Below are 14,671 nucleotides of genomic sequence, written 5' to 3' on the forward strand. Positions count from 1 at the left end.
ACCGATATGAGTTTATCATCAGTAAGTATAAAACGGCCGGTATTGGCAACAGTAATGTCTGTGGTTATTGTTGTGTTCGGTATTATCGGCTATAAATTTTTAGGGGTGAGGGATTTCCCTTCTGTGGATCCGCCTATCATCTCCGTATCTACCAGTTACTCGGGTGCCAACGCCGATGTAATCGAATCGCAGATCACCGAGCCTTTAGAGAAGGCTATCAACGGTGTTCCGGGTATCCGCAACATCTCTTCAACCAGTTCGGTAGGTTCGAGCAATATTACCGTTGAGTTTGATCTGGATGCCGATCTCGAGACCGCCGCCAACGACGTGCGCGACAAGGTTGGCCAGGCCCAGCGCCAACTGCCGCAGGATATTAACGCCCCGCCGGTAGTAACCAAGGCCGATGCCAGTGCCGACCAGATCATCACCCTCACCGTAAGCAGTAACACCCGTAACATTAACCAACTGGATGATTACGCCGAAAACGTTTTGTTAGAAGGCCTGCAAACCATCCCCGGCGTAAGTACTATTAACGTACAGGGCCAGCGCCAATACGCTATGCGCTTATGGATCGATCCTACCAAGCTTTCGGCACAAGGCCTTACCGCTACCGATATAGGTGCCGCTTTGGCTAAAGAGAACGTGGAGCTTCCTGCAGGTAAAATTGAAGGCAACAATACCGAGGTTACCATCAGGGCCCTGGGTAAGCTGGCCACCGAGCAGGATTTTAACAACCTCATTCTCCGTACCGATAGCAACCGGGTTATCCGCCTGCGCGATGTGGGTTATGCTGTATTAGGTTCGGCCAACGAAGAAACTATTTTTAAAGAATCGGGTGTGCCGATGGTGGCTTTGGCCATTGTGCCGCAGCCTGGTGCCAACTATGTGCAGATAGCCAAAGATTTTTATGCCCGTTTAGAGCAGATCAAAAAAGATCTTCCGCCCGATATTTCGGTAAAAGTGGCTTTGGATAATACAAGGTTCATCAACCAATCCATTTCTGAGGTGGAGGAAACGCTAATTGTGGCCTTTGTGCTGGTGGTAATTATCATTTACCTTTTCTTCCGCGATTGGCTCATTGCTTTCCGCCCCTTGATAGATATCCCGGTATCATTGATCGGGGCCTTCTTTATCATGTACATCTTCGGTTTCTCCATCAATATCCTAACCCTGCTCGGTATCGTACTGGCAACGGGGCTGGTGGTGGATGACGGTATTGTGGTAACAGAAAACATCTACAAAAAGGTAGAAGCAGGTATGGCCATCCGCAAAGCGGCCTTTGAAGGTTCGGCCGAGATATTTTTCGCGGTTGTTTCCACCTCGGTTACTTTGGCGGCGGTGTTTTTACCTATCGTGTTTTTACAAGGTTTTACGGGCCGTTTATTCCGCGAGTTTGCGGTGGTGGTTGCCGGTTCGGTATTGATTTCGGCTTTCGTATCGCTGTCATTAACGCCGATGCTGAACGTGAAACTTATTCGTAAAGACCAGAAGAAATCTAAGTTTTACGAACGTACGGAGCCCTTCTTCGTTAACATGGTTAAATCATACCACGAATCGCTGGTAAAATTTATGAAGCGTAAATGGGTATCGTTTGTGATCCTTGCCGCATCGGTTATTATAATCGGCGTACTGGTTAATGTAATCCCATCCGAGCTTGCCCCTTTGGATGACCGAAGCTTACTGCGTTACAGCGTTACCGGATCGGAAGGTGCCACCTACGAGTACATGACTAAATACATGGACAAGATCTCCAACCTGGTTGAAGATTCCATTCCCGAGGCTAATATTAACCTCGAGATTGTTTCGCCATCATTTGGCGGCGGCGGCGCATCCAATACCGGTTTTGGCAGGGTTGGCTTAGTAGCACCGGATCAGCGCGTGCGCACACAGCAGGAACTGGCCGACTGGATGAACAAAAAACTGAAACGCATGCCCGATGCCCGCGCCATTGTAGTGCAGGAACAAACCATCAGCGGCGGCGGTTCGGGTTCACGCACCTCGCTGCCGGTACAATACGTAATCCAAAACCAGGATTTTGAAAAGATTCGCAAGGTGCTGCCCCAGTTTTTTACCGAGGTATCCAAAAGCCCTGTTTTCCAGGGAACAGACGTAAACCTGAAATTCACCAAACCCGAGCTGCGCGTAGTAACCGATCGTGAGCGAGCCCGCGATTTGGGGGTTTCTGTTGATGATATTGCCCAAACCCTGCAGCTGTACTATAGCGCCGGCCGTTTAGATTATTTCCTCATCAACGGTAAACAATACCAGGTAATAGCCCAGGTTGACAGGGCCAACCGCGATCAGCCTCTTGATCTGAAATCGGTTTACGTACGCAGCTCAAAAGGTAATTTAGTACAGCTGGATAACGTGGTGAAAACTACCGAAGGTGCAACGCCTCCGGCTATTTATCACTTTAACCGCTATAAATCGGCCACAGTATCGGCCGGTTTAGCGCCGGGCTATACTGTTGGCGATGGTATTAAAGAGATGGACAGGATTGCCAAAGGTTTGTTGGATGATACGTTCAGCACAGCGCTTAGCGGCCCTTCAAGGGATTATGCAGAGGGTTCATCAAACATTTTGTTTGCCTTTGGTTTTGCGCTGTTGCTCATCTACCTGGTATTGGCCGCCCAGTTTGAAAGCTTTATCGATCCGTTTATCGTAATGCTTACCGTACCACTGGCTATTTCGGGTGCATTCCTTTCGCTTTGGCTGTTTAACCAAACGCTTAATATTTTCAGCGAGATCGGGATCATCACTCTTGTAGGCCTGGTAACTAAAAACGGCATCCTGATTGTTGAGTTTGCCAACCAGCGTATGGAACAGGGTATAGCCAAATATGAGGCCGTTATTGAAGCCGCCACCGCCCGTTTACGCCCCATCCTCATGACCAGTTTGGCCGTGGTGCTGGGTTCTGTGCCTATCGCTTTTGCGCTGGGTGCAGGTGCAAAAAGCCGTGTATCATTGGGTATTGTAATTATGGGCGGGATGCTGTTCTCGCTGGTGTTAACGCTTTATATTATCCCGATGATGTATATGCTGATGGCCGCCAAAACCCGTAAAGACCACGACCATGATCCGGAAGATCTGGCTGCAGAGGCCGAAATTGCGGAGGCTGCCCGCCGCCCGCATCACCATGAAGAACCTAAACTGATCGAAAACCTGTAATTAAATATGATGATCAAGAAAATAGCTTGCCTGGTATTCTCTTTCGCGACAGCCATCACCATCGCGAAAGCCCAGCAGCCGCAGGCTCCGCTGCTTACCCTGAAAGAAGCCGTGGAGATAGCTCTGAAAAACAACTATAATATTAAGCTGTCGCAAAATAACTCAAGCATAGCATCAAACAATGTTACGCTGGGCAATGCCGGTATTTTGCCGCAGTTAAATGGTAATTTTACCGATAATAACAGCCGCCAAACCACCAAGCAAACCCGTAATGATGGTACGGTAAACAATATCCGCAACGCCAAAAACTCTAACAACAATTACGGCGTAGCCCTTAACTGGACCATTTTTGATGGTTTTGCTATGTTTGCCAATTACGATCAGTTAAAACAACTAGATAAGCTTGGCATCCTGCGCCTGCAGGATACCATCCAAAGCACCGTTGCTAACGTGGTTGATACCTATTACAGCCTCATCAGCCAAAACGAGCAGGTGAAGGCCTTAAAGGGCGCTATAGCCATCTCGCGCACCCAACTGCGTATCGCCACCGATAAATTTAATGTGGGCCGTGCTTCAAGGCTTGAAGTGTTGAATGCACAGGTTAATCTGAACACCGATACCGGCAACCTCGTTATCCAGTACCAGCAGTTTAAAACCACCAAAATTCAGCTTAACCAGTTGCTTATCCGCGATCTGCAAACCGATTTTTCGGTTGCCGATACCATCATTGTTGATGATAAGCTGGCCCTGGCCGATGTGATCAATAATGCTCAGCTGCAAAATCCAACCATCCTGTCGGCACAAATTAACCAGCGCCTGGCCGAGATTAACCTGAAGCAGGTACGGGCAACCCGGTACCCGCAGGTAGGCCTTACCTCCGGCTACACGTTTACCAACAGCAAAACGCCTGCTGGTTTCACGCTATCGCAAAATGTGCATGGTTTTAACTACGGGCTTACGGCCACAATCAACATATTTGATGGCTTTAACCAAAACCGCCGCGAAAAAAATGCAAAAATCCAGATTGATAATGCCAATATCAGCGCCAAACAGGCCAAGCTGAATGTGGAAGCGCAGATCAATAATCTTTTTGTGACCTATTTATCCGGCCTGGACCTGGTAAAGCTGGAAGAGGCAAATGTTAACCTGAACAAACGCAACCTTGATATCACCCTTGATAAATATAAGCTGGGCAATATTACTCCGCTGGAAGTTAGGGAAGCGCAGCGTAACTACCTTGATGCGCAATCGAAGTTTTTTGCTGCCCAATACCAGAGTAAACAGGCCGAGATTATGCTGAAGCAGATCACCAACAGTATTAACATACAGTAATTGTATTTAAGGCTCCGGGCCTTATACAAACCCTATCACCCTTCTTTGCCAGGCAAAGAAGGGTTTTTCATTTCAGTATCTGCTTGTTTTTTAAGCAAAAACAAAACTTACTTTAAGGTACTTACGTTAACAATCCAAAAAAAACATTTTAATAATAAGTTTAAAACCCTATTTTTGAAATATGACCGTCCCTTTCAAAACCTGTTTGCTTATTGATGATAACTACATCGATAACTTTGTTACGCGCAGGGTTTTGGAGAGCAATAAATTTGCCGAGCAGATCATCGTGAGGCAATCGCCCATGGAAGCTATCGAGCTTTTGAAAGACGGAACGGTTGACCCGGATGTGATCTTCCTTGATATCAGGATGCCAGTGATGAACGGGTTTGAATTTTTGCACGAGTTTGACGGTTTGGATATTGCCAAAAAAGGGATCAGGATCTATATGTTATCTTCATCGCTTGATCCGACCGATATCCGCGAATCGGCCGATAATAAATACATCACCCAGTTTATCCACAAACCACTCACCAATAAAGCGCTCGAAGAAATTTGTCTATGATCTTAGTTGCAGATAGCGGGTCATCAAAAACCGACTGGCTGCTCACCGTTTCAGACCAGGAAACGCGTTCGTTCCTTACCGCCGGATTAAATCCCTACTTTTTAACTGAAAAAGAAATAGCACGTATAGTGCTTGATCAGGCCCCCGAGATGGTGGCCCTGGCGTCTGAAATTTCTGAGATCTATTTTTTTGGCGCAGGCTGCAGCAGTCCCGACAGGCACGAAATTGTATCCAACGCGCTTAGCCAGCACTTCCCAAAATCATACATCAGTGTTGATAGCGACCTGCTGGGTTGCGCCTACGCGACCTGCGGGCACGAAAAAGGCATTTGCTGCGTAATGGGTACCGGCAGTAATATTTCTTATTTTGATGGTGAAAGTATTTACGACGGACAGCACGGCCTGGGCTTTGTGCTGGGCGATGAAGGATCGGGCACCTGGTTCGGCAAAAAATTGATCACCGATTTTTTATACGGCAATATGCCGCACGATATCAGCCTTAAATTTAACCGGGCATATCACCTCAACAAAGAAATCGTTATTAAAAACGTTTACCAAAAGCCTAACGCCAATACCTACCTGGCATCGTTCAGCAAGTTTGTAAGCGAGATTAAAGAAACCGAGTACGGCCACGCCATGCTGGTTGACGGCCTGGTGGAGTTTATTGAAAGCAATATCAAATCGTACCCCGAATACCATAAATACAAATGCCATTTTGTTGGCTCAATAGCCTACTCTTTTGCCGATGAGCTTACCTCGCTGTGCCACCTTCACGGTGTAAAAACGGGTAAAATCATCAAGCAGCCTATTCATGATCTGATGGCTTTTGTGCTGAAGCGGAATGAAATGGCTACCGAGGAGTAGTATTGAAACTGCTAAATTAAATAAGTAAATTTTATGCTACAGCTGGCGCACGCACAATGTCATTAAGTTAAGAGATTTGGTTGGCTGCACCAGAGGTGCAAAAGCTTTGTAGAAAATGAAATATATCGAATTTTTAGTGTGCCAGAGGTACACAACGCCGACGTTCCGTACCTCTGGCACGGCTTAGCAAGCTGAATATTTTACTACAAAGCTGTTCTCCCTCTGGGAGATTTCCTTAACTTAATGACATTGGGCGCACGCATGCCGCGTGTGCCCCCCCGCATGCTAAGTCTCAGCAACACAAATAATACCACTAAGATTTTCCTTCCATTCGCGTTCTTGCCTCTTTATTCTTGCTTTCTTGCTTCTTCTCCTGCTTCTTCATTCTTCTTCTCCTGCCTCTTTACTCTTACTGTCCTGCCTCTCTTCTTCCCCTCCTTTTGTCATCCCTGCCTAATAAAAATTAATTCAGGAACGATTATTCCAAAACAGGCTTACATTTGCGGAACAAACATTCCAAAAACACAAAACAAAACATCTGAAAAAAATGAAAAAGTTAGAAAACAAAGTAGCCGTTGTAACCGGAGCATCAAAAGGCATCGGTGCCGAAATAGCAAGAGGATTAGCAGCAGAAGGTGCTACGGTAGTGGTAAATTACTCGTCAGATAAAGCAGGCGCGGATAAAGTAGTTGCTGATATTACCGGCAATGGCGGCAAAGCTATCGCAGTGCAGGGCGATGTTTCAAAAACCGCCGATGTGGAGCGTATTTTCGCAACAACAACTGAGGCTTTCGGTTCGGCCGATATCCTGGTTAATAATGCCGGTGTATATCAATTTACCCCTATCGAGGATGTAACTGAAGAAGAGTTTCACCGTCAGTTTAATATCAACGTATTAGGGTTATTATTGGCAACCAAAGGTGCTGTGGCCAGCTTTGGTGATAAAGGTGGCAGCATAATTAACATCAGCTCAACTGTAACCCGTATCACTCCTCCGCAAAGTGCTATCTACACCGGCACAAAAGGCGCGGTTGATTCTATCACACAGGTATTATCAAAAGAGCTTGGTCCAAAGAAAATCCGTGTAAACGCCATTAACCCAGGCATGGTTGAAACTGAGGGTACACATACCGCGGGTTTTATCGGTAGTGATTTTCAGGTAAATATGGAAGCGACAACGCCGCTTGGCCGTATCGGTCAGCCAAATGATATAGCGCCTGTGGCCGTGTTCCTGGCATCTGATGATTCACGTTGGTTAACCGGCGAGATCATTATTGCCAGCGGCGGTATAAGGTAAGCTAAGGTTCGCGTTTAAACAATTAACTAAAAATGAATAGCTTTGCCTTTTAAAACAGGCGAAGCTTTTTTTATTATGGCACGAACCAAGGATTTTGATGAAGAAGAGGTACTGAATAAGGCCATCTGTATTTTTTGGAACAAGGGATACAATGGCACCTCTATGCAGGATCTGGTAGATGGCCTCGGCATAAGCCGGTCAAGCATGTACGATACTTTTACAGATAAGCATACCCTGTATATTAAAGCCCTTGAAAGCTATCAGAAAAAGGCCGATCAGCACGTTTGTAACATCATTAAAACCAACGGCAGCGCCAAGGCGGCTATAAAAAAACTGCTTGAACTAACTGTTGATGACCTGATAAAAGATGATCAGCAAAAAGGCTGTTTTATGGTGAATGCCGAAATTGAAGTAGCATCGCACGATGATTGTGTAAAAGAAATGATTTGTAAAAGTGTGCAAACAATGGAAAATGCTTTCCACTACGCTATAAAAAGCGGCCAGGAAACCGGCGAGATCACGGCCCGCCAGGATGCCCGCGCGCTTGCCCGTTTCATATCTAATACCATTAAAGGCTTGCAGGTATCGGCAAAATCAATTCAGGACCGCGCTTTTTTTGATGATATTATCCAGACTACGCTTTCGGTACTTGATTAAGCAGTTAATACCTGCTTTCTCTTCAACCGCATCCCCAGCAAAAACAACACACCTACACCTGTAAGTATACAACCTGCCTGCGGAATATAATCACCGTGCTTCACATAAAAGGTAAGTTCGCTGTTTAAGTTGATATCCTGCTTAATGGCAGTTTTGGTCCACCATTCGGTATGTTTAACCACATCGCCCCGTTGGTTGATAAATGCCGAGATCCCGGTATTGGCCGAGCGGCAAACCCAGCGGCGGGTTTCGATGGCGCGCAGCTTGGCATAATCCAGGTGCTGATCTTTGCCTGAAGTGTTTTCCCACCAGCCATCATTGGTAATTATCGCTATAAACTGCGCCCCTTTTTTAACCGACCGGGCAACATAGCCGCCCCAGATAGATTCAAAACAAATTGATGGCGCAGCACCAATGCCGCTTTGCGAGTAAAACACACCCGCATCTTTATCAGGAGCATAAGTACCGGTAGCACCGCCCAGATGTTCAAATACCGGCTTCAGGAACGATAGCGCATTGCCAAACGGCAACGACTCGGCACCGGGTACCAATCGCGATTTATGGTAGGTTTGCAGCCTGTCGCCGTTTTCAATGCTCAGGGCCGTGTTGTAGCTGTCATAAAACCCTCCCTCCTGCATCGGCTTGGCAGTTTCGGTGGCCCTGGTATCATATGTTTTATACGTTTCGGCACCGGTTATCAGGTTTGCATTTTTGTAATTGCGCAAAAAGAAGCGGGCCTGCCCTATCAGGTTGCTGCTTCGCAGTTTATCCTCATCAATATATTCGGGTAAAGCCGTTTCGGGCCAGATAAAATACTCGGTATTAGGCTGCGCTATCTGCCGCGAAAGATGGATCAGGATATCAACCTGCAAATTAGCCGGAATATTCCCCTCTTTTTCATAAGGGTCAATATTGGGCTGTGCCACCACTACGTTTGATGGGTTTTGCTCCTCAACATAATTGCTATAAACCGACAGCGAGTAGCCAAGCGGTGCCAATAAAACCACTAACGCAACGCCGATTAGCGATAAACGGGTATTTTTTGTTTGCGCTTCGCGGAGGCCAACGTAAATCAAAAACACGAGGATATTAATTGTACAGACCCACAATGTACCGCCGTAAACGCCGGTATACTCATACCATTGTACCCACTGGTGCGAAATGGCAAAACCATTGCCCAAAGTCATCCACGGAAAATTCAGATCCCAGCTTTGGTGCAGGTACTCGTAACCTACCCAAAAACAAACAAGGCCAATGAGCGCCACCCATCGCGGAGCAACTAATCTTAACCTGTAGTACAGCCAAAAAGCCGCAGCCATTAACAAGGGCCCAAGCGAATAAGGGATCAATGTAATAGGAATTGCTACAATTTCGCCCACTATTTTAAGGGCATTATAAACCCAGTAAACGCAAAGCGTATTCCAGATTAAAAAACCAATGAAGGCGGTGTTGAATACGCGTCTGCCTTTTTTTGCCTTATCATCTTTAATAATGTTTTCGATAGCCAGCAACATTGGCACAAAGCCAATAAACAGTAAAAAAGTGGTATAAGGTGTAGGCGGCCAGGCTATCCACAAAAGCAGACCTGATAGTATAGCTAATGGTAGGTTTTTTTTCATGTAAGATATGATTCCCGTCCGTCATTGCGAGGAACGAAGCAATCGCGAACTATACAGGGCGAACCTGCTTATCGGGGATTGCTTCGTTCCTCGCAATGACGTCTGGGTAAATTTATATACTATTTATTCCTCCTCCTCATCCCTGTCATACTTCCCCTTGGTCGGTTTAGTCGGAGCCCCGGCCACGCACATCACAAACTCGCCTTTCATAGGATGGGTTTCAAAGTACTGCTTTACCTCGGCAACTGTACCCCGTACTGTTTCCTCAAACATTTTGGTTAGTTCGCGCGATACCGAGATCTGCCTGTCGGCACCAAAATAGGTGGCCATCTCATCCAGCGTTTTTAACAAACGGTGCGGCGACTCGTAAAGTATAATGGTACGCTCTTCAAGCGCTAAAAATTTATAGCGGGTTTGCCGACCTTTTTTCAACGGCAAAAAACCCTCAAAGCAAAACTTATCTGTAGGGAAGCCGGAGTTAACCAACGCCGGCACAAAAGCAGTAGCACCGGGCAAACACTCAACAGCGATATTGAACTTTAAAGCCTCGCGCACCAGATAAAATCCCGGGTCGGAAATGGCCGGCGTACCGGCATCCGAGATGAGCGCAATGTTTTTCCCTTCCAGCAAAAATTTCACTATCTCGTTGCTTGATTGGTGTTCATTATGCTGATGGTGCGAAAACACTTTTTGATGGATCTCGAAATGTTTCAGCATAGGTGCCGAAGTACGGGTATCCTCGGCCAAAATCAGATCGGCCTCTTTCAGCACACGGATGGCCCTGAAGGTCATATCCTCAAGGTTACCTATCGGGGTTGGAACTAAGTATAGTTTACCGGGCATTAGTTAGTTTGCAGTTATCAGTTTGCAGTAGGCAATTCAGTTTTGGTAAGTGACTGGCTATTTGCATTTATTACTGAAGCATAGCATCCTGAATAAAAAACTGCAAACTGCACACTACAAACTGCCAACTGATTATATCTTTGCCTAAAAAATAAAATAATGCTGCAAGTTAGTTATATCCGTGATAACCGGGAACAGGTTTTGGAACGTTTGGCTGTAAAAAATTTTAAACAGCCCGAACTGGTTGATGAAATAATTGAACTGGATGATAAACGCCGCTCCACTCAAACCAGTATGGATAACGTTTCGGCCGAGGCCAATGCAGCTGCAAAACAAATAGGCGAGCTGATGCGTACCGGCAAAAAAGACGAAGCCGAAGGCATCAAAGCTAAAACCGGTGCATGGAAAGAAGAGATCAAAAAATTTGGCGATCTGCTTGCTGCCACAGAAGAAGAGCTTTACCAAAAACTGGTTTTGCTACCCAATCTGCCCCACAGCTCGGTACCCAAAGGCCTTACGCCCGAGGATAATGAAGTTGTTTTAGAGAACGGCGATAAACCGGAACTGCCTGCCGATGCCCTGCCGCATTGGGAACTGGCTGCCAAATACGGCCTGATAGATTTTGAACTTGGTGTTAAAATAACCGGTGCCGGTTTCCCGGTATATAAAGGCAAAGGTGCCAAACTGCAACGCGCACTCATCAATTATTTTATTGACGAGGCCGAAAAAGCTGGCTATAGCGAAGTAAGCGTACCGCTGATGGTGAATGAAGCATCAGGTTTCGGCACATCACAGCTGCCGGATAAGGAAGGGCAGATGTATCATGTAGGTATTGATAACCTGTACCTCATCCCTACTGCCGAGGTACCTATCACCAACCTGTACCGCGACGTTATTGTGAAAGAAGACCAGCTACCTATCCGCAATTGCGGGCATACGCCATGTTTCCGCCGCGAAGCTGGATCATACGGCGCGCATGTACGTGGCCTTAACCGCTTGCACCAGTTTGATAAGGTGGAGATTGTTACCATTGCACATCCCGATAAATCGTACGAGATATTGGAACTAATGAGCAATCACGTACAGGGCTTATTGAAAAACTTAGGTTTGCCTTACCGCGTATTGCGCCTTTGCGGCGGCGATATGGGCTTTGGCTCGGCTTTAACTTACGATATGGAAACCTGGAGCGCTGCGCAACAACGCTGGCTGGAAGTATCATCGGTATCAAACTTCGAAACTTTTCAGAGCAACAGACTTAAACTGCGTTTCCGTAATGCCGATGGTAAAACGCAGTTGGCGCATACGCTTAATGGCAGCGCGTTGGCTTTGCCTCGTATCGTGGCTACTTTATTAGAGAACAACCAAACTGAAAAAGGTATTAAAGTACCCGAAGTGCTGGTGCCTTACACTAAGTTTGAGTGGATAGATTAATTTTTTAATGACGCAACATCCATAGTTAATTCATTAAAGCATTACATAATCATCCGAACAAAGCCGCCTCTTTAATTGGGGTGGCTTTGTTATTTATATGCTGATGCTTTTAATACAGCGGCATCCTGCGGATGTCTGTGCCGAAATTATACTACGCCTTTTACAAAACTGTTAAATCAGGCACTAACTCGTTGATAATTATTGCTAAAATCATAATTTGTAAAATAATCCTTGCAAATCAGAAAATAATCTACTTACTTTACCGACATTATATATGACAATTAACAACACCATTTCTACCATTATTATTACCACCGGTATAAACCTCGGAGGAAGATAATCGTATGGTGTAAAAACATAAAATGAAAACCAAAAGAAAAAACCTTCCTCCGCAAAGAGGAAGGTTTTTTTGTTATAGAACGATTACTAAACCATAAATGAAAGTTTTAAAATTCGGAGGTACTTCCGTTGGGTCTGTAGCCAGCATCCAAACCCTGTTAAACATCCTGAAGGATGAAGTAAAAAATGAAGAGAAACCGGTGGTGGTGCTATCGGCCATGGGCGGCGTAACCAACCTGCTCTCGGCTATGGCCGAAGATGCGGCAAACGGCAAAGAATTTACTGCCGGACTGGCCGAGCTGGAAAAACGCCACTTTGATACGGTAAAAGCCCTGCTTGATGTGCAAAACCAAAACCCGGCACTTACCCGCTTAAAAATCCACTTCAACCAGCTGGAAGAATTGTTACAGGGCGTACTTACCCTGCGCGAACTTACCCCGAAAACCCGCGACCAGGTACTGGCTTTCGGCGAGCGCTGTTCAACTCTGATGGTGAGCAAAATTGCCGCCCAGCATTTTGGCGATGTGCTGTTTGTTGATGCCGCCGACGTAATCAAAACGGATAGCGCCTTCGGCAATGCCCGTGTTAATACCGAGCTTACCGAACAACTGATAAAAGGCCTGTATGCCGAAAACAAAGGCAAAACCCTGATCGTTACCGGCTTTATTGCCTCAAACGATGTCGGGCAGACTACTACTTTAGGTCGCGGTGGTTCTGATTATACTGCTGCCATCTTCGGCGCGGCGTTAAATGCCCAGGAAATTCAGATCTGGACGGACGTTAACGGTATGATGACCGCCGATCCGCGGATGGTGAAAAAAGCATTCTCGTTAACCGAGCTTACTTATACCGAAGCGATGGAGCTCTCTTACTTCGGTGCCAAGGTGATCTACCCGCCAACCATGATCCCGGCTTTCATGAAAAAGATTCCTATCGTTATCAAAAATACTTTCGAGCCGGAGTTTGAGGGTACCGTGATCCGTCATGATTGCAAGGCTTCTACCCTGCCTATCAAAGGTATTTCATCTATCAATAATATCAGCATCCTCAATTTAGAGGGTAGCGGCATGGTTGGTAAATCGGGTTTTAGCGGCAGGTTGTTCTCGCTGCTGGCCCGTGAGCAGATCAACGTGATCCTCATTACCCAGTCATCTTCAGAGCACAGCATCACTTTCGCCGTTCAGCCTCAGGATACCGAAAGAGCCAAACAGGTTATTGAGCAGGAGTTTGAACTGGAGCTGGCCGCCAAAAAACTGGAGCATATCGTAATCGAAAAAAACTTAGCTATCCTGGCTATAGTAGGCGAAAACATGAAGCAAACGCCCGGCATGTCGGGCAAGTTGTTCCATGCGTTGGGCCGTAACGGCGTTAACGTAAGGGCTATAGCGCAAGGTTCTTCAGAATATAATATCTCGGTGATCATCTCGGCTAATGATTTATCAAAAGCGCTAAACGCCGTGCACGATGCCTTTTTTGTACAGCTTACTAAAACCCTGCATGCATTCTGCTTGGGTACCGGCAACATAGGCAAAACTTTGTTCAACCAATTAAATGCCCATACCCAATACCTGAAAGATAACAACGGTATCCAGGTTAAAATAGCCGGTATCAGCAATACCCGCAAAATGACTTTCAACAGCGATGGTATTTCGCTGGATACCTGGCAGCATGATCTGGATAACGCGCTACACGAAGCCGACCTGGCTAATTTTGTAGAGCGCATGAAGGAAATGAACCTGCCTAACTGCGTATTTATTGATAACACCGCCAGCCCTAAGCCAATTGCTTTTTACGAGGAGGTTTTCAAAGCCAATATCTCGGTTATTACCTGTAATAAAATAGGAAACTCGGGCAGCTATCAGCAATACCGTACTTTTAAAGATACCGCCCGCGCCCATGGCGTTGATTTCTTTTACGAAACCAACGTTGGTGCAGGCCTGCCGATCATTAACACACTTAACAACCTGATGAACAGCGGCGACAGGGTGCAGCGTATCGAGGCTATCCTTTCGGGCACCATCTCGTTCATCTTTAATAATTTTAAAGGCGATGCCAACTTCCATGATGTGGTAAAAGAAGCACAGGATAAAGGCTACACAGAACCCGATCCGCGCGACGACCTGAGCGGCAAGGATTTTATGCGTAAAATGCTCATCCTTGCCCGTGATGCAGGTTATGCGATGGAAGAAAGCGATGTAGAAATTGAAAGCGTACTGCCAAAAGCCAGCCTTGAAGCCAAAACCGTTGAAGACTTTTATGCTACCCTTAAAACCGAAGACGCGCACTTTGCCAAACTGAAAGATGCGGCCGAGAAAGATGGCAAGGTTTTACGCTACATTGGTAAGCTTGAAAATGGCAAAGTAAGCATCACCCTACAAATGGTTGATGAAAACCACCCATTCTACATGCTATCGGGCAGCGATAACATCATCTCTTTCACAACCGACAGGTACCGCGAGCGCCCACTGGTTGTAAAAGGCCCCGGCGCAGGTGCCGAAGTAACCGCCGCAGGTGTATTTGCTGATTTAATAAACGTAGGCGCGAATTAAGCTTTTTCAAA

Annotated in this window: 10 protein-coding genes; 8 read left to right on the forward strand and 2 right to left on the reverse strand. The window is 46.2% G+C overall.

The window, feature by feature from the left end; translation table 11 throughout:
• The first annotated feature begins 6 nt into the window (after positions 1 to 6).
• From HYN43_RS23410 to HYN43_RS23440, 6 genes are all read left to right on the forward strand, one after another.
• On the forward strand, positions 7 to 3,168 hold the full coding sequence (locus HYN43_RS23410; RefSeq protein WP_119406337.1) for an efflux RND transporter permease subunit: 3,162 nt from the start codon (positions 7 to 9) through the stop codon (positions 3,166 to 3,168).
• 6 nt (positions 3,169 to 3,174) lie between these two features.
• Positions 3,175 to 4,500, forward strand: a complete 1,326-nt coding sequence (locus HYN43_RS23415; RefSeq protein WP_119406338.1) for a TolC family protein — start codon at positions 3,175 to 3,177, stop codon at positions 4,498 to 4,500.
• 181 nt (positions 4,501 to 4,681) lie between these two features.
• Entirely contained in the window at positions 4,682 to 5,062 is a 381-nt protein-coding gene (locus tag HYN43_RS23425) for a response regulator (RefSeq protein ID WP_119406340.1), read from the forward strand.
• Positions 5,059 to 5,925, forward strand: a complete 867-nt coding sequence (locus HYN43_RS23430; RefSeq protein WP_119406341.1) for an N-acetylglucosamine kinase — start codon at positions 5,059 to 5,061, stop codon at positions 5,923 to 5,925. The genes HYN43_RS23425 and HYN43_RS23430 overlap by 4 nt, the downstream gene beginning before the upstream one ends.
• Positions 5,926 to 6,472: 547 nt before the next feature.
• Positions 6,473 to 7,222, forward strand: a complete 750-nt coding sequence (locus tag HYN43_RS23435; protein WP_119406342.1) for an SDR family NAD(P)-dependent oxidoreductase — start codon at positions 6,473 to 6,475, stop codon at positions 7,220 to 7,222.
• Between the two features lie 75 nt (positions 7,223 to 7,297).
• A complete protein-coding gene (locus HYN43_RS23440) occupies positions 7,298 to 7,879 on the forward strand; it encodes a TetR/AcrR family transcriptional regulator (protein WP_119409092.1) in 582 nt (193 codons plus the stop codon).
• Here the strand turns inward: HYN43_RS23440 and lnt are convergent.
• Positions 7,876 to 9,498, reverse strand: coding sequence for an apolipoprotein N-acyltransferase (gene lnt, locus HYN43_RS23445; RefSeq protein WP_119406343.1), 1,623 nt, complete (start codon positions 9,496 to 9,498; stop codon positions 7,876 to 7,878). The two genes, HYN43_RS23440 and lnt, sit on opposite strands and share 4 nt — an antisense overlap.
• Before the next feature lie 123 nt (positions 9,499 to 9,621).
• Positions 9,622 to 10,341 carry a 16S rRNA (cytidine(1402)-2'-O)-methyltransferase gene (rsmI, locus tag HYN43_RS23450; RefSeq protein ID WP_119406344.1) on the reverse strand — a complete coding sequence of 240 codons (720 nt, stop codon included), beginning with the start codon at positions 10,339 to 10,341 and terminating at the stop codon, positions 9,622 to 9,624.
• Between the two features lie 159 nt (positions 10,342 to 10,500).
• Between rsmI and serS the strand changes: the two genes are divergently transcribed.
• Positions 10,501 to 11,772, forward strand: coding sequence for a serine--tRNA ligase (gene serS, locus HYN43_RS23455; RefSeq protein ID WP_119406345.1), 1,272 nt, complete (start codon positions 10,501 to 10,503; stop codon positions 11,770 to 11,772).
• 437 nt (positions 11,773 to 12,209) lie between these two features.
• Complete coding sequence (gene thrA / locus HYN43_RS23460) at positions 12,210 to 14,660, forward strand: bifunctional aspartate kinase/homoserine dehydrogenase I (RefSeq protein WP_119406346.1); 2,451 nt, start codon at positions 12,210 to 12,212, stop codon at positions 14,658 to 14,660.
• Positions 14,661 to 14,671: the final 11 nt, after the last annotated feature.

The sequence above is a fragment of the Mucilaginibacter celer genome, assembly GCF_003576455.2.
Lineage (GTDB): Bacteria > Bacteroidota > Bacteroidia > Sphingobacteriales > Sphingobacteriaceae > Mucilaginibacter > Mucilaginibacter celer.

Excerpts from the sequence above, each read along its gene's own strand:
- HYN43_RS23410 (WP_119406337.1), top strand. The coding sequence starts at position 7 with ATGAGTTTATCATCAGTAAGTATAAAACGGCCGGTATTGGCAACAGTA.
- HYN43_RS23415 (WP_119406338.1), top strand. The coding sequence starts at position 3,175 with ATGATGATCAAGAAAATAGCTTGCCTGGTATTCTCTTTCGCGACAGCC.
- HYN43_RS23425 (WP_119406340.1), top strand. The coding sequence starts at position 4,682 with ATGACCGTCCCTTTCAAAACCTGTTTGCTTATTGATGATAACTACATC.
- HYN43_RS23430 (WP_119406341.1), top strand. The coding sequence starts at position 5,059 with ATGATCTTAGTTGCAGATAGCGGGTCATCAAAAACCGACTGGCTGCTC.
- HYN43_RS23435 (WP_119406342.1), top strand. The coding sequence starts at position 6,473 with ATGAAAAAGTTAGAAAACAAAGTAGCCGTTGTAACCGGAGCATCAAAA.
- HYN43_RS23440 (WP_119409092.1), top strand. The coding sequence starts at position 7,298 with ATGGCACGAACCAAGGATTTTGATGAAGAAGAGGTACTGAATAAGGCC.
- lnt (WP_119406343.1), bottom strand. The coding sequence starts at position 9,498 with ATGAAAAAAAACCTACCATTAGCTATACTATCAGGTCTGCTTTTGTGG.
- rsmI (WP_119406344.1), bottom strand. The coding sequence starts at position 10,341 with ATGCCCGGTAAACTATACTTAGTTCCAACCCCGATAGGTAACCTTGAG.
- serS (WP_119406345.1), top strand. The coding sequence starts at position 10,501 with ATGCTGCAAGTTAGTTATATCCGTGATAACCGGGAACAGGTTTTGGAA.
- thrA (WP_119406346.1), top strand. The coding sequence starts at position 12,210 with ATGAAAGTTTTAAAATTCGGAGGTACTTCCGTTGGGTCTGTAGCCAGC.